This window comes from Thermocrispum municipale DSM 44069 (genome assembly GCF_000427825.1).
GTDB lineage: Bacteria > Actinomycetota > Actinomycetes > Mycobacteriales > Pseudonocardiaceae > Thermocrispum > Thermocrispum municipale.
Genome location: NZ_ATYT01000003.1, coordinates 22654 through 44657 on the forward strand (window position 1 = coordinate 22654; position 22004 = coordinate 44657).

General features: G+C 68.1%; 19 protein-coding genes. 12 read left to right on the top strand and 7 right to left on the bottom strand.

Going from position 1 to position 22004, the window contains the following annotated elements:
- Nucleotides 1-259: 259 nt before the first annotated feature.
- Nucleotides 260-817, bottom strand: a complete 558-nt coding sequence (locus YWM_RS0100120) for a GNAT family N-acetyltransferase (RefSeq protein WP_028848997.1) — start codon at nucleotides 815-817, stop codon at nucleotides 260-262.
- A 230-nt stretch (nucleotides 818-1047) separates the two neighbouring features.
- Between YWM_RS0100120 and YWM_RS25480 the strand changes: the two genes are divergently transcribed.
- The 3 genes from YWM_RS25480 (at nucleotide 1048) to YWM_RS0100135 (ending at nucleotide 3839) form a co-directional block, all read left to right on the top strand.
- Nucleotides 1048-1908, top strand: a complete 861-nt coding sequence (locus YWM_RS25480) for an SAV_6107 family HEPN domain-containing protein (protein ID WP_156914565.1) — start codon at nucleotides 1048-1050, stop codon at nucleotides 1906-1908.
- Entirely contained in the window at nucleotides 1908-2672 is a 765-nt protein-coding gene (locus tag YWM_RS0100130) for a maleylpyruvate isomerase N-terminal domain-containing protein (RefSeq protein ID WP_028848998.1), read from the top strand. The genes YWM_RS25480 and YWM_RS0100130 overlap by 1 nt, the downstream gene beginning before the upstream one ends.
- Nucleotides 2673-3446: 774 nt before the next feature.
- A complete protein-coding gene (locus tag YWM_RS0100135; RefSeq protein WP_156914566.1) occupies nucleotides 3447-3839 on the top strand; it encodes a hypothetical protein in 393 nt (130 codons plus the stop codon).
- Between the two features lie 297 nt (nucleotides 3840-4136).
- Here YWM_RS0100135 and def read toward each other — a convergent pair whose 3' ends face one another.
- A complete protein-coding gene (gene def / locus YWM_RS0100140) occupies nucleotides 4137-4637 on the bottom strand; it encodes a peptide deformylase (protein WP_028849000.1) in 501 nt (166 codons plus the stop codon).
- A 36-nt stretch (nucleotides 4638-4673) separates the two neighbouring features.
- Complete coding sequence (locus tag YWM_RS0100145) at nucleotides 4674-9269, bottom strand: ATP-dependent helicase (protein WP_043659198.1); 4596 nt, start codon at nucleotides 9267-9269, stop codon at nucleotides 4674-4676.
- Nucleotides 9270-9384: 115 nt separating this feature from the next.
- On the opposite strand from YWM_RS0100145, the gene YWM_RS0100150 reads away from it, so the two are divergent.
- The 9 genes from YWM_RS0100150 to YWM_RS0100195 all read left to right on the top strand — a co-directional run bounded on the left by YWM_RS0100150 (nucleotide 9385) and on the right by YWM_RS0100195 (nucleotide 18015).
- A complete protein-coding gene (locus YWM_RS0100150; RefSeq protein ID WP_028849002.1) occupies nucleotides 9385-11286 on the top strand; it encodes an Hsp70 family protein in 1902 nt (633 codons plus the stop codon).
- 136 nt (nucleotides 11287-11422) lie between these two features.
- Nucleotides 11423-11617 (top strand): DUF3046 domain-containing protein, encoded by a 195-nt coding sequence (locus YWM_RS0100160; RefSeq protein WP_028849003.1) that lies wholly within the window; start codon nucleotides 11423-11425, stop codon nucleotides 11615-11617.
- A gap of 163 nt (nucleotides 11618-11780) precedes the next feature.
- Nucleotides 11781-12818, top strand: a complete 1038-nt coding sequence (recA, locus tag YWM_RS0100165; RefSeq protein ID WP_043659004.1) for a recombinase RecA — start codon at nucleotides 11781-11783, stop codon at nucleotides 12816-12818.
- Between the two features lie 3 nt (nucleotides 12819-12821).
- Nucleotides 12822-13346: a regulatory protein RecX gene (locus tag YWM_RS0100170; protein WP_028849005.1), complete on the top strand. Its 525-nt coding sequence runs from the start codon at nucleotides 12822-12824 to the stop codon at nucleotides 13344-13346.
- Between the two features lie 363 nt (nucleotides 13347-13709).
- Nucleotides 13710-14003 (top strand): hypothetical protein, encoded by a 294-nt coding sequence (locus tag YWM_RS0100175; protein WP_028849006.1) that lies wholly within the window; start codon nucleotides 13710-13712, stop codon nucleotides 14001-14003.
- The gene (locus YWM_RS0100180; RefSeq protein WP_028849007.1) at nucleotides 14000-14803 is read left to right on the top strand and encodes a hypothetical protein; all 804 of its coding nucleotides are present in this window, start codon (nucleotides 14000-14002) and stop codon (nucleotides 14801-14803) included. Before YWM_RS0100175 ends, YWM_RS0100180 begins: the two co-directional genes overlap by 4 nt.
- Before the next feature lie 81 nt (nucleotides 14804-14884).
- On the top strand, nucleotides 14885-16846 hold the full coding sequence (locus YWM_RS21470; protein WP_052344394.1) for a fumarate reductase/succinate dehydrogenase flavoprotein subunit: 1962 nt from the start codon (nucleotides 14885-14887) through the stop codon (nucleotides 16844-16846).
- Entirely contained in the window at nucleotides 16843-17598 is a 756-nt protein-coding gene (locus tag YWM_RS0100190) for a succinate dehydrogenase/fumarate reductase iron-sulfur subunit (RefSeq protein ID WP_028849008.1), read from the top strand. The genes YWM_RS21470 and YWM_RS0100190 overlap by 4 nt, the downstream gene beginning before the upstream one ends.
- Nucleotides 17599-17643: 45 nt before the next feature.
- Complete coding sequence (locus tag YWM_RS0100195; protein ID WP_028849009.1) at nucleotides 17644-18015, top strand: hypothetical protein; 372 nt, start codon at nucleotides 17644-17646, stop codon at nucleotides 18013-18015.
- A gap of 404 nt (nucleotides 18016-18419) precedes the next feature.
- On the opposite strand, the gene YWM_RS21475 is transcribed toward YWM_RS0100195, so the two are convergent.
- The 4 genes from YWM_RS21475 to YWM_RS0100215 all read right to left on the bottom strand — a co-directional run bounded on the left by YWM_RS21475 (nucleotide 18420) and on the right by YWM_RS0100215 (nucleotide 21748).
- Nucleotides 18420-19349 carry an amino acid ABC transporter permease gene (locus YWM_RS21475; RefSeq protein ID WP_052344396.1) on the bottom strand — a complete coding sequence of 310 codons (930 nt, stop codon included), beginning with the start codon at nucleotides 19347-19349 and terminating at the stop codon, nucleotides 18420-18422.
- Nucleotides 19346-20032, bottom strand: a complete 687-nt coding sequence (locus tag YWM_RS0100205) for an ABC transporter permease subunit (protein WP_028849010.1) — start codon at nucleotides 20030-20032, stop codon at nucleotides 19346-19348. Before YWM_RS0100205 ends, YWM_RS21475 begins: the two co-directional genes overlap by 4 nt.
- A gap of 92 nt (nucleotides 20033-20124) precedes the next feature.
- The gene (locus tag YWM_RS0100210; protein ID WP_028849011.1) at nucleotides 20125-20955 is read right to left on the bottom strand and encodes a glutamate ABC transporter substrate-binding protein; all 831 of its coding nucleotides are present in this window, start codon (nucleotides 20953-20955) and stop codon (nucleotides 20125-20127) included.
- 64 nt (nucleotides 20956-21019) lie between these two features.
- Nucleotides 21020-21748, bottom strand: coding sequence for an amino acid ABC transporter ATP-binding protein (locus tag YWM_RS0100215; RefSeq protein ID WP_156914601.1), 729 nt, complete (start codon nucleotides 21746-21748; stop codon nucleotides 21020-21022).
- Between the last annotated feature and the right edge of the window lie 256 nt (nucleotides 21749-22004).

Sequence of the window (22004 nt, forward strand, 5' to 3'; positions counted from 1 at the left end):
GCCAAGGGGTGTCTTGTCGGGTTGATCGCGGCCAAGGGGCGTCTTGTCGAATTGATCACGACCCGAGTTCCTTCCGGGAATTGCTCGCAGGCCGCTGGCCGCACGTTCCCGCTGGACTGCTCGCGGAGGCTCTCGCTGGTGCGTTTCCGCCGAACCTGCTCGGGAGGGTTCTCGCCGCCCGCGTCGCGGATCTGTCCGGAGTCGTCGGTGACCGCGGGCAGACCGCTCGCCCGCGCCTTGTTGCGCGGGACGCAAGCTCCTAGTCGAGGGGCAGCGTGCGGCTGAGGATGGCGAACGGCCGCGGGTCGCCGGCGAAGCGGTAGTGCCGCAACACGTCGGTGAAGCCGAGCCTGCGGTACAGCCGCCACGCCCTGCTCGGCCCCTCCGGCGTGGACAGCAGGACCCGGGGCAGCTGTTGTCCGTCGAGCAGGCTGCGGAGCAATTCCTCGCCGATGCCGCTGCCTTGGCTGTCCGGGCGCACGTGCAGTTCGGTGAGTTCGAAGTAGTCGTGCAGCGCGTCGGTCGGCTCGCCGCGCGCGACCAGACCCGCGCGTACTTGTTCGTGCCACCACTGGCCGGGTTGGCCGCGGTAGCCGTAAGCGAGGCCGATCATGGTGCCGTCGGCGTCGAGAGCGGTGACATTGCGCCAGCCGTCCCGCAGCATGTGCGCCAGCCACATCGGCGCGCGTTGCTCCGCGGTGCCTGCCGGATAGCGCATGGCCTGCACATACAGGTTGAGCGATTCGGGCAGTCGCTGCCGGAACTCGGCGGGCGTCAGCTCGACGTACCGGATGGTCCCGGAGGGCATCGCTGTCACGTCGGCCTCCTCCCTCGCTCTCGGGAAGAAGTCTAATCGCGGTTCCGCCATGACCGACACTTTCGCGTCCCACGAGGGTTGCCTCGATTCGAACATATGAGCTACTGTTGACCGTGTTCGAACATGTGTTCGGAATATGGTGGTCCGGGGTGCGGCCCGGCGGCGAGCGGGAAGCGCCGCCGGGCATTCGCTTCGCGGTAAACGCCCCATGGAGGAGTGAGGAGAGCAGCATGGCTGGCACCATGACTCGGCATTCGGCCACCGGCGCCCCGGTTGCTCCGATGGCGCGTTCGTTGCTGGCGCAGGCGCGGCGGATGCTGGTGGACGCCGAGTGGGCGACCAAGCCCACCGAGCGGTTCTCGGGTGCCTACGCCGCGGCTTTGCGGGCGTCCGCCGCCGTGCTGGTGGCGCGTGGCAGGCCGCATCGGGGGCGCGCGAAGCCGACCAGTAGTTGGGTGCTGCTGGAGGTCGCCGTGCCCGAGTTGGGTGAGTGGGCGCGGTTCTTCGCGGCGCATTCCGGCATGCACGAGGCAGTGCAGGCGGGTATCAGCGGACGGATCGGTCAGCGCACGGCCGATGATCTGCTGCGCCAGGCGGCGCAGTTCGTCGAGCTCGCCGCGCGTGCGGTGTATTCGGAGCCGGCCGCTGCACCACGACGGCCGCGGGTGCGGCGCAGTGCGGCAGTCGGGTCGACCGGTCACTCCGCGCAGCGGGAGGGAACGGCAGCGATCGGCCGCGGCGCCGAAGGCCGGCAGCAGGATCAGTCGAAGCGCGGTCACGGAACCTCGCCGGTCCGCCGTGGCGCTGCGGATCGGCAAGCGGAGCAGTCCGAGCAGCGGCCCGGAACGTCTGGGTTCCGGCGTGGTGCGGCGGAGCAGCCGTCCCCGCTGCCGTACGAAACCCTCGGGTACCGGCACGGCGCGGCGGATCAGCCCGAGCAGCAGTACGGCACGTCGACGGATGAACGCGGCGCGGCGCGGTCGACGGACCGGTTCGGGCAGTCCGACGAAACGCCAACGGTTCGTGGTGGTGCGGCGGAGCAGCCTGCGCCGGTCAGCATTCCGGCGCAGAGAGGGCTCTGGTCGGCCTGATGTCGGAGAAGGTCCTCATCGACCACGGGCGGCTCCTGGACGTGCTGGGGCTCGAGGTCGAGTTGCTGGTGGACGCATCCTCTCGCGCGCGGCCCGATGCGCGGGTGCCTGCGGTCCCCGGATTGACCCTTGCCGAGACGGTCCGGCACGTCGGCTCGGTGTATCGCCTGGTTCTGGGGTGGTTGCAGTCCGGTGACCGGCCCACAGACTGGCAGCGCGAGCCGGCTCAGGGTGAGTCGGTGCAGCAGTACCTGCTGGATGGCTACGCGCAGCTGGCGGAAGAGTTGGCCAAGCGTGATCCCTACGCAGCGGCAGGAACGTGGTGGCCGGAGGACCAGACGTCCGGTTTCTGGCGCAGGCGGATGGTGCACGAGACGACGGTGCACCGCACGGATGTGCAGAGCGCGGCCTCGCTCGAGGTCACCGATGTCGCCGACGACGTCGCGACCGACGGCATCGACGAGGTGCTCACGCTGTGGTACGGGCATCGCCTCGGTGTGCTGGGAGTGTCGGGCACGCGGACGGGCACGGTCGGCATCACCGTGGGGGATCGGCACTGGCTGACCAAAGCAGGCCCCTCGATCACCGCTGCGTGGCGGGTCGACGAGCACGAGGTGATGACGGCCGACGCCCAGGTCACCGGCACACCGATGCGGCTCTACCTGTGGTTGTGGGGTCGGGTACCCACCGGCGCGGTGACCACAGACGGAGACGAGGACGCCGTCGCTCAGCTCTGGGCGCTGCTCCGCCTCGCCACGCGCTGACATCGAGGCGCGCCGACGCCTCGCTACGTGCTGACATCGAGGCGCGTCGACGTTTCGTTGCGTGCGGACTGCGAGGTGCGCTGATGTTTCGTTGCGTGCGGACTGCGAGGTGCGCTGATGTTTCGTTGCGTGCGGACTGCGAGGTGCGCTGACGCTTCTACGCGCGGACATCGAGCGGCTGCATTCGTGCAGAAGCGGGTGACAGCGCGCGGCCGCATCTATGCACGCGGCGGCGTGGACAAGCTGGCCGTCTTCGTGGCGGCGTCGACTGGCTGCGTCCGTGTTCGCGGTACCGGCTGCGTCCGTGTTCGCGGCGGCGTCGACAAGCTGTGGCCGAGCACAGTCGTGACATCGAGCAGTTCCATCCGTGCAAGCGCATCGTCGAAGCCCGAAGTCAGCGGTGCGCAGTGCGCCTTTGAAGGCGTCCGCGAACAGCGGGCCGGCAACTGGTTCCACAGCCGGTTGTTGTGCTGCAGGTTGACGGCTCGACAGGGCGATCGTGGGGCCAGACGGCCGTCGGCCGCTCGCCAGAGCAGGTCGGTGCGCTGCTGGTGGGGAGACCAAAGTTGAGCGAAGATCGACCTGGGCCAGATCGCTGGCGCGTCCTATTCCGCTGTCGGTCGCGATTTGCCTTATCGGGCAATGTGGCGCGACCGAAGGACACCAAGTGAGAATCCGCGGCAGGTGCGTTGAACGCCGAGATGGGTTAGTTCGTCGTGCCGTTTGTCGAACAGAAAACCGAATGTTCGACTACGTCGACGAACGGAGAGTGACATGCGTTCTCGAAAGGTCGCCAAGCGTGCTGGCGTAGTAGCGACTGCCGGTGCGATCGCTGCCGGTGGGATGCTGGCCGGTGCCACCCCGGCGATGGCTGCCGAACTTCCCGGACCAGGCGTCATGCGAGTCTGTGAATTCGTCGACTTCGACGTGTGGGTGAGGTGGGAGACGCCGGCCTACCTACCCTGGAACTTCCGGTTCCTCGAGAGGTGGGGTGACGGGTGCCAGGACCTGCACTTCCATCTGAACGATCCCGCGACCATCACGGTGTTCAAGGACAGCGTGACCGGCCCTGTACTTGCCAAGTCGGACGACTATGACCCGACGCGCGGAGCCACAGTCGTGGTCAAAGGGGATCGACACCACCCCGTAGTCCGCATCTACACCTGATTCACGCGGCGACGTTCCGGGATCCACGGGCGGGGTTATCTGCCCGTGGATCCCTGTCTCCGACGGTTACCGCATATCTCGCGGCGGGCTCCGCCAGGTTCGGCCCGTCCGGTCAGTCAGCCCGCCTACCGTCTCGTGAAACACAAGCGTGCGGCCATGTCATCGGACTAATCGCCGGTGACTTGAGTGTGAACTCCTGCTCGGACTTCACCGAACCTGTTCGGACTTCACCGAATGCGCGGCACTCCTGTTCCGGCGAAGTGCGCGAAGGCGGCTCAAGAGACATCGGACAAGATTTCACCGCTGCCAGAACCACGACGATTCACGGCACAGCCGGAAAGCCTTCTTCTTTCTTTCCGGCTCGAGCCGGTCCAAGTACAGCATGCCGTCCAAGTGATCGGTCTCGTGCTGCAGGCATTGCGCCAGCACGTCCTCTCCGGCGACGGTCACCGGCTCGTTGCGAATGTTCACCCCGCGAACCACCGCTCGCTTGGCACGGACGACGGGGAACCACAACTCGGGCACGGACAGGCAGCCTTCGTCGATCTCGTGTACCTCGTCGGAGACCTCGACCAGCTCAGGGTTGAGCACGTAACCGATTTGCTTGCCGACCCGGTAGCTGAACGCTCGGAGTCCGACCCCGATCTGCGGCGCCGCCAGCCCGGCGCGGCCAGGCTGGTCGACGGTGTCCAGCAAGTCGCGAACCAACCGTTCGGTGGCGGCATCGAGCCGGGTGACGGGCTCACAAGGAGTCTTCAACACCGGGTCGCCGAAATACCGCAGCTCCTTGACCGCCACCGCTCCTCCGTTCCGCGATCGACGCGACGAACAAGATCAGCGCAACCGTAAACCCTGGGGAGTGGCGCGGAACCCGGCGCCCCGCAGCACACTCGCCAACTCGGACGTGAGCGCCTGCGCGCCGTCGGCCCGCCGCACCGTCACCGGCTCCAGCCTGCCGGCACGAACCAGCTCGGCCACGGCATGCGCCGCTGCGGCCAGTGCCTCTTCGTCGGTGGTGAAGGAGAGCAACGACTTCCCGCCCCGCTCCAGGTACAGCGCCGGTCTGCCGCCGACCAGCGCCACGAGCGCCCCTGCTTTCCGGCCCGGCCGGTGCGGTGGATCGCCGACCGGAGCAGGCCAGGGCAAAGCCGCACCGTACGGCTGCGCCGGATCAGCTGCCGCCAGCACGACAGCCTCCTTGCCGAACGGGTCCTCCGCGCGCAGCCGGTCGATGGCGCCATGCGCGGCGAACTGCGCACCGCCGAGGCCGTCCACCACGTAGCCGCGGATGACGTGCCCGGCTTCGGCCATCTGCCGCAGCACCTGATAAATGCCGGCGAACCCACCGCTGACACGCTCGGCGTCCAGCGAACCGCGCGTGAGCACTCCGTGGCGTTCAAGGAACGACTCGGTACGCGCGTGTGCGCGCCGTGTCGGGTCTGGCTCGCGCTGTGGCACCAACGCCCACCGACCGGCAACCGTGGGCGGGCCGGTGATCGACGGCATACGAGGGCGTGCGGGCAGCTGGGCGCCAAGCGTTCGTGCCCGCAGGCGCGCGTAGCGACCGCGGGGTGCGGAGCGCCGCGGACGAGGCGCCGTCCCACCACCGGACAGCGTCGCGCGCAAACCTCCGATGCTGTCACCGGTCACCACCCCCGCCCACACCAGATCCCACAGCGCGGTGACCACTTCGGTGTCGGTCGGCGCGGGATCGACCTGCTGATGAAGCCGGTCGACCAGCTCGCGGAAGAAGAGCGCGCCACTACCCAGGGCCGCCACGATGGCCGCATGCACCTGACCCTCGGGCACATCGACCGGATCAGGCAGCAGCAGATCCGCAACGTCCGACGGCGCCAGCGCTATCCACCCGTCACCACCGGGCAGCGCACCGCAACCACACCAGGTGACCTCTCCGCTGGTGGTCAGCTCGTCCAACAGGGCCGGGCGGTAGCCGGGGAGCCGCGCGGGCAACACCAGGGACTCCAGCGCACTGGCCGGAATCGGCGCTCCGGCCAGCTGCTCGACACAGGACAGCAGCTCGTCCGCGGTCGCGGTGCGGCTCGACGACCTGCCGATGCCATGCCAAGCAGGCAGGAACGTGCCCAACGTCTGCGGGTCGACCGGCTCGACCTCCGCGCGCATCCGAGCCAGGCACGCCCGCCGGATCCGCCGCAGCACCTCGGAATCGCAGTAGTCGACGGCACTGCTGGTCGGCGCGGGCTGCAATTGTCCGCGCACGAGCACACCGTCGGCTGTGAGCTTGTCCAGGACCTGTTCCACGACCGCCACGCCGAGCCCGAACCGCTCCGCGGCATGCTGCGCGGTGAACGGACCACGACGCCGAGCGAAGCGCGCGAGCAACTCCCGCACCGGGTCATCCACCGGCTCCAGGAACGCCGTAGGCACCCCGGACGGCAGCTCGACGCCGAGACCGTCTCGCAGGCGGGCGGCGTCTTCGACCGCGGCAATGCGCTCCTGCCCGGCGACGGTGACCCGGATCGCCCGCCCCGACTCCTCGAGCTCGTCGATCCACTCCCGGGCGACGCCACGCGCGCCCAACTCGTCCGGCGTGAGGTCGCCGAGCGTGCGCAACAGATCCGCAGCCGCCTCGGCGTCCTGCGCATGCCGCTGCTCGGACACGTGCTGCAGGTCGGCTTCGACATCGGCGATCACGTCCGCGTCCAGCAACTCGCGCAGCGACTCCGACCCCAGCAACTCCGCCAACAGCGTCGAGTCCAACGCCAGCGCGGCAGCCCGCCGCTCGGCCAGCGGCGCGTCGGTGTTGTAGAGGAACTCGCCGACATACCCGAACAGCAGGCTGCGAGCGAACGGCGAAGGCGACTGTGTCTGGACCTCGACGACCCGAACGGTGCGAGCGGCGATGTCGCGCATCAGAGACCGCAGGCCCGCGACGTCGTAGACGTCCTGCAGGCATTCGCGCATGGACTCCAACACCACCGGAAATCGGTCGTAGTCCGCGGCCACGCTGAGCAACTGGCCCGCACGCTGGCGCTGCTGCCACAACGGCTGCCTGCGCCGCGGATCCCGCCGAGGGAGCAACAACGCCCGCGCCGCGCATTCCCGGAACCGTGCCGCGAACAACGCACTCGAGCTGACCTCGGTGCGCAAGATGTCGTCGACCAGCTCCGGATCGAGTACGACGTCCTGAGCACGCAACACGGCCGACTCCGCGACATCCGGCAACCGGAGCACGATGCCGTCGTCGGAGTGCATGACCTGCGCGTCAAGCCTCTTGCGCCGGTGCAGTTCCGCGGAGATCGCCAGCGCCCACGGCGCGTTCACCTGGGCGCCGAACGGGGAGTGCACCACCACCCGCCAGTCACCCAGCTCGTCCCGGTAGCGCTCGATGACGATCGTGTGGTCGTCCGGCACGTGGCCGGTGGCGGCCCGCTGCTCGGCCAGGTAGGCCAGCAGGTTGTCGACCGCCCAGTCGTCCAGCCCGGCCGCGGCGGCCCGCTCGCGCGCCTCCGCGGGCTCCATGCTCCCCAGCTCGCGCACGAACGCTCCGATGGCCTTGCCCAGCTCCATCGGCCTGCCGACGGTCTCGCCCTTCCAGAACGGCATCCGCGCCGGCTGCCCCGGCGCGGGCGCGACGATGACCTGGTCATGCGTGATGTCGGTGATCCGCCACGTCGACGTGCCCAGCAGGATCGTGTCACCGACCCGCGACTCGTGGACCATCTCCTCGTCCAGTTCGCCGACCCTGGTGCGCCGCTCACCCTCCCCGGACGCGGTCACCACGGTGTAGAGCCCCCGATCCGGAATCGTGCCGCCCGACGTCACGGCCAGGCGCCGCGCTCCCGGCCGCGCTCGCAGTTCACCGGTGGGGCGATCCCACGTGATCCGTGGCCGCAGCTCCGCGAAGTCCGTGCTCGGATAACGGCCCGACAGCATGTCCAGCACGGCGTGCAGGGCATCGTCGGGCAGCTCGCGATACGGCGCCGCGCGCCGCACCACCTCGGCCACATGCGACACGGTCAGCGGGTGATCCTGCTCGGCGGCCACCATCGCCACGATCTGCTGCGCGAGCACGTCCAGCGGATTGCGCGGACAGCGGATCGACTCGATCCGGCCGGCCGCCATCCGTTCGGCGACCACCGCGCACCCGGGAAGCTCGCCGCGCTGCTTGGGGAACATGACCCCGGTCGAGATCGCGCCGACGTGATGCCCGGCCCGACCGATCCGCTGCAACCCGGACGCCACGGTCGGCGGCGGCTCCACCTGGATCACCAGGTCGACGGCCCCCATGTCGATGCCCAGCTCCAGCGACGAGGTGGCGACGACGCACGGCAGCGTGCCCGCCTTCAGCTCCTCCTCGGCGATGAGCCGCTGTTCGCGGGACATCGAGCCGTGGTGGGCCTTGGCGATCACCGGCGGCGGCACCGTCGACACACCGGACTGGCCGGGCGCCTGAGCGGGGAAGCTCGTCAGCTCCGGCTCGCCGGCGTGCAACTCGTTCAACCGGGTCGTCAGCCGCTCCGACAGCCGCCGCGAGTTGGTGAACACGATGGTCGACCGGTGCGTGGTCACCAGCTCGTAGATCCGGCGTTCGACCAACGGCCAGATGGACGGACGGCGTACCGGCGCGCCGACCGTCTCCTCCGGGTAGCCCAGGTCCGAGCCCATCGGCCGGCCAGGCTCGTCCTGCTCCGGAACCGGCAGGTCGGTCATGTCCTCGACCGGGACCTCGACCGTCACCTGAACCGTCTTGGGTGTCGGCGGCTGCACCACCTCCACCGGTCGTCCGCCGGACAGGAACGTCGCGACCTCGTCCACCGGACGCACGGTCGCGGACAGCCCGATGCGCTGAGCGGGCTTCGGCAGCAGATCGTCCAGCCGCTCCAAGGACAACGCCAGGTGCACGCCACGCTTGCTGCCGGCGACCGCATGCACCTCGTCGACGATCACCGTGTGGACGCCGCGCAGCGACTCCCGGGCGTTCGACGTCAACAGCAGATACAACGACTCCGGTGTGGTGACCAGGATGTCCGGTGGGGAACGGGTGAACCGAGCGCGTTCGGACGACGGTGTGTCCCCCGTCCGCATCCCCACGGTGACGTCCGGCGCCGGTGCCCCCAACTGCCGTGCCGCGCCGGCGATACCGTCCAGCGGCTCGCGAAGGTTGCGCTGCACGTCCACCGCCAGCGCCTTCAGCGGCGACACATAGAGCACCCGGCAACGGTGCCTGCGATCCTGCGGCGGCTCACTGGTGGCCAGCTGGTCGATCGCCAGCAGGAACGCCGCGAGCGTCTTACCCGAACCGGTCGGCGCGATCACCAGCGCGTCGCTGCCGGTCGCCGCCGCACGCCAGGCACCTTCCTGCGCGGCCGTCGGGCCGCTGAAGGCAGCGCTGAACCACGCCCTGGTCGGGGCGGAGAACAGCTCGAGTACCTGGCTCACAAGTCCCATCTTGACGGACGGGACCGACGATCCCGACACGGTTTGCCGGGTATTGCCTCGCGCCGGGCGCCGACATGGCAGCATTCAAGCTGCTTTGACCGTCGAAGCGGATGAAGGGAGTGCCGTGCGGGTCCTGTCCATCGACTTGGGCACGTCGAACACCGTCGCGGTGCTGGCGGAGGACGGCCGCTCGCCACGCGTGGTCGACGTCGACGGTTCGGCCACCATGCCATCGGCGGTCTACGCAGGGGAGGACGGCACGCTGCTGGTCGGCCGGGATGCCGAGCGACGGGCGCGGCTCGACCCGTCCCGGTTCGAACCCAACCCGAAGCGGCGCATCGACGACCAGACGCTGTTGCTGGGTACCGACGTGATCCCGGTCAGCGAGGCGCTCGCCGCCGTGCTGCGTCGCGTGTTGTCCGAAGTGACGCGCCAACTCGGCGGCACCCAGCCGGACGAGGTTCGGCTGACCCACCCGGCGCAGTGGGGCCCGACGAGGCGAGCGGTGCTGATGTCGGCGGCCAAACAGGCAGGCATCACCGGCGCGATCACGCTGGTGCCCGAACCGGTCGCGGCAGCGGCACACTTCGCGTCGTTCCCCGGCCATGCCCTGGCGCCCGGGCAGGCGCTGGCGGTCTACGACCTGGGCGCGGGCACGTTCGACGCCGCGGTGGTCGGCGCGACGCAGGACGGTGGCTTCACCGTGCTGGCCGAGGACGGGCTGTCCGACCTCGGCGGTCTCGATGTCGACCAGGCGCTGCTGGTGCACGTGGGCCGTTCGGTGTCGCACAAGGACCCGCAACGGTGGCAGCGCTTGCTGCGCCCGGAGACGACCGCCGATCGCCGCGCGCGCCGCGCACTGCAGGAGGACGTGAAAGCTGCCAAGGAGGCGCTGTCCCGGCACCCGCAGACCGAGGTGCCGATGCCGGAGCCGTTCACCGACGTGCTGGTCACGCGGGGTGAGCTGGAGGCGCTGGTGCGGCCCGCGATGTTGCGCAGTGTCGAGCTGATGTCCCGCACGCTGCGCGCCGCCCAGCTGACGCCGCAGCACTTGGCAGGCATCTATCTGGTCGGTGGTTCGAGCCGGTTGCCGCTGGTCGGCAGCATGATCTCGGAGAAGCTCGGCGTGGTGCCGTCCAGCCTGGACCAGCCGGAGACGGCCGTCGCGCTCGGCGCCCACCATGTCACGGTGGACGGCATCAACGTGCGGACCCAAGGGGTCAGCAACCCCAGCGGCTCCGGCCCGCACCAGGTGGCCGGTGCCACGGATCCGGCACAGGCGACCGGGCCGGTGGCGGGAAGCCAGGTGAGTCCGCTCAGCGGCACACCGAGCGGCCCGTACCAGGCCGGTGGCTACGCATACTCGTCGGCCGCCCAGCCGACGCTGCCGAGCAACTTCCCGCAGTTCCCGGTCGTCGAGCGCAAGCGCAGCAAACACACCAAGATCATTGCTCTCGTCGCGGCGATCGTGGTGCTCGCCGGCCTCGGTGTCGGCGGATGGCTGCTGTGGGGGCAGGAGGAAGGGCCGAAGACGTTCACCGCGGAGGAGTGCCGTGAGCCGGGCAAGCCGGACGGCAAGGGGTTCACCGGATGTCTTCGGCAACTGGCCGGCAAGGTGGCCGACGAACAGGCCTACAACTGCGACAACGAGGTCTCCGGGTCGTTCATGCCACCGGAGGATCTCGGGGTGCGCGTGGAATGCGTGCCACCCAAGCTGCCGGGCGGTCACCTGTACTACATCCACGCGCGCTCGGCCGACGAACTCGATGCCTACGCGATGAACATCCTCAGCACGCCGGCGGGCGGCGACCAGGTGCAGGCCGACTGGGCCGGCAACGGTCTCAAGGGGCGCTACGCCGCGGTGACCGGCCCGGCGATGTCGGTGCTGACGTTCCAGGTCGAGGACCGGCCACTGCTCGGCGTGCTGCTCCAGGAGCCGTCGGTGTCGCCGCAGGAGTTGAAGACGCCGGACGAGCTGGCCGACTACTTCGAGCAGCGCGTCCAGCCCGGCACGGTGGAGGGTTGACTCAGCGCCGCCGGAAGTACCTCAGCAGCGCGATGAGCGACCCGCCGACGACGATGATGCCCGCGACGGACAATGCGGTCGGCGCCCACGAGGGGACGTCAAGCTGAGCCAGCAGCACGGCCTCTACGGTACTGGTATGCGCATCACGGTGTTCCGGCGGTTGATGGCCGACGAGTTCGGGGCGGTGCGGGCCGCTACGCTTGCCGCCGATCACGTGCTCAGCGCGCTGGGTGGGCGTACCGCGGACCAGGCGTTGGCCGACGGCGTCGAAGCCAAGCGGGTCTGGGTGGCCATCTGCGAGGAGTTCGACATCCCGCCGGAACGCCGGTGACACACCGGCGTGTCCGTGCACGCCTCGAACGGATGTTCGCCTAGGATTGTCCACAACGGGCCGGTTGTCCACACCTTCGAGCGCGAGTTCGGCGGATTGTCGGCCGTGAACCGTACTGTCGGCCCCGTACAAGCACAGTCGTGAGATCAGCGAGGTGGAACCCATGGCGGCTCTGGACCGGGAAAAGGCGCTCGAACTGGCCCTTGCCCAGGTGGAGAAGCAATACGGCAAGGGCTCGGTGATGCGCCTCGGTGACGAGGAGCGCGCCCCGATCCAAGCGATCCCGACCGGCGCCATCGCGCTGGACGTGGCGTTGGGCATCGGCGGTCTGCCGCGCGGCCGGGTGGTGGAGATCTACGGCCCGGAGTCTTCGGGTAAGACCACGGTGGCCCTGCACGCGGTGGCCAACGCCCAGGCCGACGGCGGGATCGCGGCGTTCATCGACGCCGAGCACGCGCTGGACCCCGAATACGCCAAGAAGCTGGGTGTGGACACCGACGCGCTGCTGGTGTCCCAGCCGGACACCGGCGAGCAGGCGCTGGAGATCGCCGACATGCTGATCCGGTCCGGTGCGCTGGACATCGTGGTGATCGACTCGGTCGCCGCGCTGGTGCCGCGGGCCGAGATCGAAGGCGAGATGGGCGACAACCACGTCGGTCTGCAGGCCCGGTTGATGAGCCAGGCGCTGCGTAAGCTCACCGCGGCGCTGCACAACTCGAACACCACGGCGATCTTCATCAACCAGCTGCGCGAGAAGGTCGGCGTCATGTTCGGGTCGCCGGAGACCACCACGGGTGGCAAGGCGCTGAAGTTCTACGCCTCGGTGCGGCTGGACGTCCGCCGGATCGAGACGCTCAAGGACGGCGGCGAGCCGGTCGGTAACCGCACCAGGGTGAAGGTGGTCAAGAACAAGGTCGCCCCGCCGTTCAAGCAGGCGGAGTTCGACATCCTCTACGGCCAAGGCATCTCTCGCGAGGGTTCGCTCATCGACATGGGCGTGGCGCAGGGCATCGTGCGCAAGTCCGGTGCCTGGTACACCTACGAGGGCGACCAGCTGGGCCAGGGCAAGGAGAACGCGCGCAAGTTCTTGTCCGACAACCCGGACATCGCCAACGAGATCGAGAAGAAGATCAAGGAGAAGCTGGGGATCGGCCCGGTGGTGGACGCCGACGCCGTCGTCCCGGCCCCGGTCGACTTCTGATCCATGGCCGCGGGCGAGCAGGCAGCCGAGGATCCGGCCCGTAAGGCCAAGGCGGCGGCGCTGCGGCTGCTGGCCGTCAAGCCGCGCACCAGGGCGGATCTGGCTCGCGCGCTCGCGCGTAAGGGCTTCGAGCCGGAGGTCGTCGACTCAGTCCTGGACAGGCTCGAGCGCGCGCGGCTGATCGATGACGCCGAGTACGCGGAGATGATGGTGCGCTCGCGCCACGCCTACCAGGGGCTCGGACGTCGTGCGTTGAAGTCCCAGCTGCTGCGGGACGGCGTCGAAGGGGAGATCGCGCAAGAAGCGGTCGACATGATCGACGCCGAAGCGGAGGAGACGCGCGCGCGAGAGCTGGTGCGTAAGAGGTTGCGGGCGATGGCGAGGGTGGCTGACGACGTGGCCACCCGGCGGCTGGTCGGGATGCTGGCGCGCAAAGGCTACCCGCAAGAGCTGGCCTACCGCGTGGTCCGGGAAGAACTCGCCGAAGCGGGCAGGGAGACCGAGCTGCTGGACCTGCCCACCGATTGACGTGGCGCGGTGGCGGCAGTGAGTGCCCCGGCGTCGCGGTACCGGTGCGGCCGTTCGGACGACGTCGGGCGCGGCCGAGTGCTGACAGTGCTTCGCGTGGTCCGACGTGGTCGACCGAACGAGTGATCATCAGTCGTGGTGGCCGAACTCGGCTTTGTGCTGGGTGACCGCTGATTTCGGCAAGCACGGCCGGCGTCGGTTGTCAAGATCAGACCCCCCGATCGTGTCGCGCGCCGACCCGCTACAGTGCCCGGCACACACACCGGCGTGTGGGCCTTGTCACTTTGACTCGATCACGGCAGAGTCGTCGGTGTTGTCCACCACATGTGAATACGGACGTCCCGAACTGGCCTGGAGGAGTCGATGACGACTACCGAGATCGCCGCGCTCAAGAGAAGCATCGGCCAGCTGCGACAGTGTCTCGGCGCATTGCGAACTCAGTACGGTGACGCGCCCGCGCTCCGGCGATTGGCCAACGACGTCGATCGACTCGACATCGACGCCGACGAACTCGCCGGCACGCCACCGGCGCCGGTGCGAGCGGGCCAGGCGGGCAAGGAGGGCGTCATCCCGGTGCCCGACACCCCGTACGACGACTCGTTGTGGTCCGAAGCGGACGACGAGGGCGTCGGCGGCTACCGAGGGGAGCGCCGATGACCGCTAACGACACCGGAGTGAACGCGCCGCTGCGGGCCCGCCTGCCAGTTTCGACGCTGAGGGTCGACCGCTGGTGGATGGGGCCCGCGCTGACCGTGGCGGGTCTGACCGTCTTCGTCGTGTACGCGACCTTCCGAGCGTTCCAGCAGGCGCACTACTTCGTCGAGGACTACCACTACCTGACGCCGTTCTACTCGCCGTGCGTGTCGGAAGGCTGCGTCGAGGCCTCCTCGCTGTTCGGGCGCTTCCTGCCCGACCATCCGCTGATCCCGTACGCGGCGCTGAGCTTGCCGTTCCTGCTGCTGTTCCGGTTGACCTGCTACTACTACCGCAAGGCCTACTACCGGTCGTTCTGGTTGTCACCGCCTGCGTGTGCGGTCCCGGAGCCACACCGCAAGTACACCGGCGAGACGCGGTTCCCGCTGATCCTGCAGAACATCCACCGGTACTTCTTCTACGCCGCCGCGATCGTCTCGGTGATCAACACCTACGACGCGATCATCGCGTTCCAGTCGCCGGAAGGCTTCGGGTTCGGGCTGGGCAACGTGATCCTGGTGGTCAACGTGGCGCTGTTGTGGTCGTACACCATTTCGTGCCACTCCTGCAGGCACGTCATCGGCGGCAGGCTGAAGCACTTCTCGAAGCATCCGATCCGCTACTGGATGTGGACGAAGGTGTCGCTGCTCAACGCCAGGCACATGCAGCTGGCGTGGATCACGCTGGGCACGTTGATGCTGACCGACTTCTACATCGCGTTGGTCGCCGGCGGGGTCATTTCCGATCTGCGGTTCATCGGTTGACGCGGCGATGTCGCACCCGCCGCGCGGCGCAGCGACCGGCGGCGCACCCGAGAACGCATCCGAGCTTGAAGAGGTGAAGTCGTGACCGAGGTAGAGCGGCACAACTACGACGTCGTGGTGATCGGTGCCGGCGGCGCGGGCCTGCGGGCGGCCATCGAGGCGCGCGAGCGCGGCCTGCGCACCGCGGTGGTGTGCAAGTCGTTGTTCGGTAAAGCGCACACCGTGATGGCCGAAGGTGGCTGCGCCGCGTCGATGGGCAACGTCAACTCCAACGACAACTGGCAGGTTCACTTCCGTGACACCATGCGCGGCGGCAAGTTCCTGAACAACTGGCGGATGGCCGAGCTGCACGCCAAAGAAGCCCCGGACCGGGTCTGGGAGCTGGAGACCTACGGCGCACTGTTCGACCGCACGCCGGACGGCAAGATCAGCCAGCGCAACTTCGGCGGGCACACCTACCCGCGGCTGGCCCACGTCGGTGACCGCACCGGCCTGGAGCTCATCCGCACGATGCAGCAGAAGATCGTCTCGCTGCAGCAGGAGGACTACGCCGAGACCGGTGACTACGAGGCCAAGCTGAAGGTCTTCGCCGAGTGCACCATCACCGAGCTGCTGACCGACGACTCGTCGGGCGCCATCTCCGGCGCGTTCGGCTACTGGCGGGAGTCCGGCCGGTTCGTGCTGTTCGAGGCGCCCGCCGTGGTGATGGCCACCGGCGGCATCGGCAAGTCGTTCAAGGTCACGTCGAACTCCTGGGAGTACACCGGCGACGGGCACGCGTTGGCGCTGCGCGCGGGCGCGACGCTGATCAATATGGAGTTCGTCCAGTTCCACCCGACCGGCATGGTCTGGCCCCCGTCGGTGAAGGGAATCCTGGTCACCGAGGGCGTGCGGGGCGACGGTGGCGTGCTGAAGAACTCCGAGGGCAAGCGGTTCATGTTCGACTACGTGCCCGACGTGTTCAAAGGCCAGTACGCCGAGACGCCGGAAGAAGCCGACCGGTGGTACACCGACCAGGAGAACAACCGCCGCACACCCGACCTGCTGCCGCGGGACGAGGTGGCCAGGGCGATCAACAGCGAGGTCAAGGAAGGCCGGGGCTCCCCGCACGGCGGCGTGTTCCTGGACATCGCCAGCCGTATGTCGGCCGAGGAGATCAAACGGCGGCTGCCGTCGATGTATCACCAGTTCAAGGAGCTGGCGGACGTCGACATCACCAAGGAGCCGATGGAGGTCGGCCCGACCTGCCACTACGTGATGGGTGGTATCGAGGTCGACCCGGACAGCGCGCAGTCGGTCGTGCCGGGTCTGTTCGCGGCAGGCGAGTGCTCCGGTGGCATGCACGGCTCCAACCGGCTGGGCGGCAACTCGCTGTCCGACCTGCTGGTGTTCGGCCGGCGGGCAGGGCAAGGCGCGGCCGACTACGTGGCGGGCCTGGACCGCCGCCCGGTGGTACTGCAGTCCGATGTGGACGCGGCCGCCCGGATGGCGTTGCTGCCGTTCGACCCGCCGGAGTCCGGTGAGCCGGAGAACCCGTACACGTTGCACCAGGATCTCCAGCAGACGATGAACGACCTGGTCGGCATCATCCGTAAGGCCGACGAGATCGAGCAGGCGCTGGAGCGGCTGGCCGAGTTGAAGACGCGCATGCGTCGCGTGGTCGTCGAGGGCCACCGGCAGTACAACCCGGGCTGGCACCTGGCGATCGACCTGCGCAACATGTTCATGGTCTCCGAGGCGGTGGCCAAGGCCGCGCTGATGCGGACCGAGTCGCGCGGTGGTCACACTCGCGACGACTATCCGCAGCTGGACGCCGAATGGCGCAAGACCCTGCTGGTGTGCAGCGCGACCGACGACGACGAGCTGGTGCCCGGCATCAAGGTCGAGCGCAAGGAGCAGGAACCGATGCGCCAGGACCTGTTCGAGCTGTTCGACGTCGAGGAACTGAGCAAGTACTACACCGAGGAGGAGTTGGCCGCCCACCCGGATTACCAGTCCCTGGCCGCGAAGGGTAACGCTGAGGCCGGCAAGGAGGAGGCGTGAGCTACATCGGACAGTTCCGCGTCTGGCGCGGCGACTCGAACGGCGGTTCGCTCGAGGACTTCGAGGTGGAGGTCAACGAGGGAGAGGTCATCCTCGACGTCATCCACCGGTTGCAGGCCACCCAGGCGCCGGACCTCGCGGTGCGGTGGAACTGCAAGGCGGGCAAGTGTGGCTCGTGCTCGGCGGAGATCAACGGCAAGCCACGGCTGATGTGCATGACGCGCATGTCGACCTTCTCGGAAGGGGAGACGATCACCATCACGCCGATGCGGGCCTTCACCGTGGTGCGTGACCTGGTCACCGACGTCTCGTACAACTACGAGAAGGCGCGGCAGGTGCCGTCGTTCCAGCCGCCGGAGGGGCTGGCGCCCGGCGAGTACCGGATGCAGCAGGTCGACGTGGAGCGCTCGCAGGAATTCCGCAAGTGCATCGAGTGCTTCCTGTGCCAGAACACCTGCCACGTGGTGCGTGACCACGAGGAGAACAAGCCGGCGTTCTCCGGCCCGCGATTCTTGATGCGGATCGCCGAGCTGGAGATGCACCCGCTGGACACCGCCGATCGTCGGGACATGGCGCAGGACGAGCACGGCCTCGGGTACTGCAACATCACCAAGTGCTGCACCGAAGTGTGCCCGGAGGGCATTCACATCACCGACAACGCGCTGATCCCGATGAAGGAGCGAGTCGCGGGCCGTCGCTACGACCCGGTGGTCTGGCTCGGTAACAAGCTGTTCCGACGCAATCGTTCCTGACCGCCCGGCGTCCTACCATGGACGCACGGGGCGAGGAGCGGCGGCATGTTGATCAACATCGCGCTGTACCTGGCGGTGGTCTTCGGGACGCCCGCGCTGTTCGCGCTGGCCTTCTATCTGGCCCGCAAAGCGCAGCAGTACCGGGCGCGCAAACGCGCGCCGCAGCCCGCTTACCCGCCTATCGAGCAGCTGTCGAAGAACCTGCGCCGAGTGCATCGGTATCTGGTGGAGCTGCCGGAGAACGCTCCGATGGCGCGCCGCAGGGCCGCCGAGGAGGCGTACGACTCGCTGCTGATCTCGGCGTGCGAGGCGCTGGAGGTCGAGCAGCAGCTGGCCAAGACCTCCCAGCTGGACCACGACCTCGAGCGGCTGCGAGTCGAGGAGGCACTGCGGGAGGCTGGCCTACGTATCCGCTAGACGGGCGGTGAGCACTCGCTGTCGGCGGCCGAGGAGCAGGCATACTCGTCCGCCAGACGCGGGTGTGCGCGTTCGTCAGGACCAAGCACGGCCGCCGCGAGGCGCCGGCGCGCATCCGCTGGTGCAGATCAGTGGAAGCGAGGGAACGCCCGCGGCACCGATCACCCCAGACGACACGGCGGCCCGCACGGACCGTGTCACTCGACAACTGTCGAGCCGGTCCAGCGAGCCGCCGCGGGGCCTGGAGAACGAACCGCCGCCGGGGTGTCCGGGGAACGACCCCCGTCGGGGTGCCTAGGAAAGGAACCCTCGCTTGGGAGCCCGGGAAACGAGCCGCCGCGGGGCGCCCAGAAACGACCAGCCGCCGAGAGCCCAGGAAGGAACCAGCCGGGGAGCCCGGGAAACTAACCGTCGTCCTTGCGCCCGGCAACGTCGGCTTCGGTGTCCTCGAGCCGAACTCCGGGGGCCTGCTCCTCCACCATGTCCGTGGTGACGACCGCCCCGGTGCCCTTCTTCCGCCTGCGCAGCCACCGCTCCAGCCAGTTGGCGAATGCGGTCAGGATGAAATTCAGGATGATGAAGATGATCGCGATCGCGGTCAGCGTGGCGATCACGCTCGGCCGGTAGTCCGACGTCGGCAACGGCCGCAGCTGCGCGATGACCTCCTCGAACCGGACCACCGCACCACCGATCGCGGTGTCCTTCACGATCACCACCAGCTGGCTGACGATCGCGGGCAGCATCGCCGTGACGGCCTGGGGGAGCAGGACCGACGTCATCACCTGGCTTCTGCGCATCCCGAGCGCGTCGGCGGCTTCCGACTGGCCACGCGGCAGCGACAGGATGCCCGCGCGCACCACCTCGGCCAGCACCGACCCGTTGTACAGCACCAGGCCGGTGACCACTGCGTACAGCGGCAGGATCTCCGAGTCCACGCCGGCCATGCGGTACAGCTCGCGGCTGAACAGCATCAGGATCAGCACCGGAGTGGCACGGAAGAACTCCACCCACACCGCGGCCGGCCAGCGGATCCACGCGTGCTCGGACAACCGTGCGATGCCCAGCAGCGCGCCGATGGGCAGCGCGATCAGGATCGACAGGAACGCCGCCTGCAGGGTGTTCAGCAAACCGGGGATGAAGAAGTCGGTCCAGACGCCGGCTTCCAGCAGGGGAGTCCAGCTTTCCGCTTCCAGCTGGTTGCGAGCGTCCAGCTCGCTGATGAACCACCACGCGGCGAGCGCCAGCGCCGCGACGAACAAGACGGTGTAGATGGCGTTGCGCTGTTTGGCCCGCGGACCGGGAGCGTCGTAGAGAACGGAAGCCTGCTGGCTCATCGCTTCACACTCACCTTCTTGGCGACCCAGCCGAGGAACATGCCCATCGGCAGGGTCAGGATCACGAAGCCGACCGCGAAGATGCCGAACACCAGCAGCACCTTGTCGCTTTCCCGCTCGATCATGGCGGCCATCAGCGCGGCGGCTTCGATACCTGCGATGGCCGCGGTCACCGTGGTGTTCTTGGTCAGCGCGATCAGCACCGAAGCCAGCGGCGCGACCACGGACCGGAACGCCTGCGGCAGCACCACGATGCGCAGCACCTGGAAGAACGTCAGGCCGAGCGCCCTGGCCGCCTCCGCCTGGCCGATGGGCACCGTGTTGATGCCGGAACGCAGCGACTCGCACACGAAGCAGCTGGTGTAGAGCGTGAAGCCGAGCACGGCGAGCCGGAAGCTGATCTCGCGGGTGTCGCTGCCGCCCAGCGTCCACAGCAACTGGTCGGCCAGCACCACCGAGCTACCGACGATGATGACGGTCAGCGGGACGTTCCGGACGATGTTGACGTACGCGGTGGCGAACCAGCGCATGATCGGCACGGGGCCGACGCGCATCGCGGCGAGGACGGTGCCCCAGATCAACGATCCGATGGCCGAGAAGAACGTCAGCTGGATCGTGACCCAGAAGGCGCCCAGGATGCCGCCGTACTCGGCGTAGAGCGGCTTGTCGAGAAAGTCGAACACGGTGTCTCCCAGACCCAATGAGCAAGCGTGGGCACAGCCGGCGTGCCGCCGAAGGGCTCAGCGGCACGCCGGGCTGTGATCGCGGAAGATCCTCAGTCCTCCAGCGTCGGCGGCTCGGGAATCTCGTAGCCTGCCGGGCCGAGGTACTTCTTGGCGGCCTCCTCCCAGTGGCCGTCGTCGATCCACTTCTGGACGGCGGCCTTGACCTTGTCCTTGATGTCGCTGTCCTTGGGCAGGCCGACACCGTAGTGCTCATCGGTCAGCTTCAGGCCGAGCAGCTTGAACTTGCCTTCGTTCTGCGCGGCGTAGCCGGCCAGGATGGTGTCGTCGGTGGTCAGCGCGTCGACCGCCTTGCTCTCCAACGCACCGACGCACTGCGAGTAGCCCTTGTACTCCTTCAGGTCGGCGTTCTTGGCCAGCTCCTGCTTGACGTTGGCCGCGGACGTGGACCCGGTCACCGAGCACAGCTTGATCTTGGCCTTGGCCAGCTCTTCCTTGGTCAGGTCCGGGTAGTCCTTGCGGACCAACAGGTCCTGGTGCGCGATGAAGTACGGACCGACGAAGTCGACGACCTCTTTGCGCTCGTCGGTGATCGAGTAGGTGCCGACGATGTACTCGACGTCGCCGTTCTTCAGCATCGTCTCGCGGTCGTCGGAGACGGCTTCCTTGAACTCGATCTGGTTCTCTTCGTACCCCAGTTCCTTGGCGATGAACTTGGCCAGTTCGACGTCGAAGCCGGTGTAGTTGTTCTCGCCCTGCTTCTGGCCCATGCCCGGCTGGTCGAACTTGATACCGACCCTGATGGTGCCTTCGCCGCCGCTGTCGCCGCTGTCGCCACCGCCACCGGGGTTGGCGCACGCGGCGAGCGCGAGGGACGCTGCGGCGATAGCCGCACCTGCTCGCAGTACTCGACTGAACCGCATAACTGTTGTCTTCCTTCCAGTTGGCCACCGCCCGCCGGTTCTTTCGACGGTGCCGCGGTGGGGTCTAGTGGGTCAGGATTTTGCCGAGGAAGTCCTTGGCGCGGGCGGATTTCGGGTTGGTGAAGAAGTCGTCGGGGGTGGTGTCCTCGACGATCTCGCCGTCGGCCATGAACATGACGCGGTTGGCGGCTTTGCGCGCGAACCCCATCTCGTGGGTGACCACGAACATCGTCATGCCCTCCCGGGCCAGGGTGGTCATGACGTCGAGGACCTCTTGCACCATTTCCGGGTCCAGCGCCGAGGTGGGTTCGTCGAACATCATCACCTTCGGTTTCATCGCCAGCGCCCGGGCGATCGCGGCACGCTGCTGTTGCCCACCCGACAGCTGCGCCGGGTACTTGTTCGCCTGGTTGGCGATGCCCACCCGCTCCAGCAGCTCCATCGCGGTCTTGCGGGCGGTGGCCTTGTCCTGCTTGCGCACTTTCATCGGCGCCAGCGTGATGTTGTCCAGGATCGTCTTGTGGGCGAACAGGTTGAACGACTGGAACACCATGCCCACGTCGGCCCGCAACTGCGCCAACGCCCGCCCTTCCGCGGGCAGCGGCTGACCGTCGACCTCGATCGTGCCGGAGTCGATCGGTTCCAACCGGTTGATCGCCCGGCACAACGTCGACTTACCCGAACCCGACGGCCCGAGCACCACCACGACCTGACCACGCGGAACCTCGAAGTTGATGTCCTTCAGCACATGCAAATCACCGAAGTGCTTGTTCACCGCCGTGGCCTTGATCATCGGCGTGGCTGATGATGTCTGCTCGGTCATCTACCCTCCTGCGGGTCCGCGGACAGCCCGCGCCCTCACATCTCTTGTGACTTCACGCGATCTAACACCCCGTGACGGGGTTTAACGCCATATTGGCGACAAACCGAAACCGACGTGTCATCTTCGCGCCTGGTCACCGTCGGCCGTTCGGAGTACCGCCGAGGTCACTCTAGTGACGTAACGGCCCCTGTCACATCGTTGGTTCATATCGTCACCCTGCGTGCGG

What these genes read in the sequence shown, in the direction of transcription:
- YWM_RS25480 (WP_156914565.1), top strand. Translation starts at nt 1,048, where the DNA reads ATGGCTGGCACCATGACTCGGCATTCGGCCACCGGCGCCCCGGTTGCT.
- YWM_RS0100130 (WP_028848998.1), top strand. Translation starts at nt 1,908, where the DNA reads ATGTCGGAGAAGGTCCTCATCGACCACGGGCGGCTCCTGGACGTGCTG.
- YWM_RS0100135 (WP_156914566.1), top strand. Translation starts at nt 3,447, where the DNA reads ATGCGTTCTCGAAAGGTCGCCAAGCGTGCTGGCGTAGTAGCGACTGCC.
- YWM_RS0100145 (WP_043659198.1), bottom strand. Translation starts at nt 9,269, where the DNA reads ATGGGACTTGTGAGCCAGGTACTCGAGCTGTTCTCCGCCCCGACCAGG.
- YWM_RS0100160 (WP_028849003.1), top strand. Translation starts at nt 11,423, where the DNA reads ATGCGCATCACGGTGTTCCGGCGGTTGATGGCCGACGAGTTCGGGGCG.
- recA (WP_043659004.1), top strand. Translation starts at nt 11,781, where the DNA reads ATGGCGGCTCTGGACCGGGAAAAGGCGCTCGAACTGGCCCTTGCCCAG.
- YWM_RS0100170 (WP_028849005.1), top strand. Translation starts at nt 12,822, where the DNA reads ATGGCCGCGGGCGAGCAGGCAGCCGAGGATCCGGCCCGTAAGGCCAAG.
- YWM_RS0100175 (WP_028849006.1), top strand. Translation starts at nt 13,710, where the DNA reads ATGACGACTACCGAGATCGCCGCGCTCAAGAGAAGCATCGGCCAGCTG.
- YWM_RS0100180 (WP_028849007.1), top strand. Translation starts at nt 14,000, where the DNA reads ATGACCGCTAACGACACCGGAGTGAACGCGCCGCTGCGGGCCCGCCTG.
- YWM_RS0100195 (WP_028849009.1), top strand. Translation starts at nt 17,644, where the DNA reads ATGTTGATCAACATCGCGCTGTACCTGGCGGTGGTCTTCGGGACGCCC.
- YWM_RS21475 (WP_052344396.1), bottom strand. Translation starts at nt 19,349, where the DNA reads ATGAGCCAGCAGGCTTCCGTTCTCTACGACGCTCCCGGTCCGCGGGCC.
- YWM_RS0100210 (WP_028849011.1), bottom strand. Translation starts at nt 20,955, where the DNA reads ATGCGGTTCAGTCGAGTACTGCGAGCAGGTGCGGCTATCGCCGCAGCG.
- YWM_RS0100215 (WP_156914601.1), bottom strand. Translation starts at nt 21,748, where the DNA reads ATGATCAAGGCCACGGCGGTGAACAAGCACTTCGGTGATTTGCATGTG.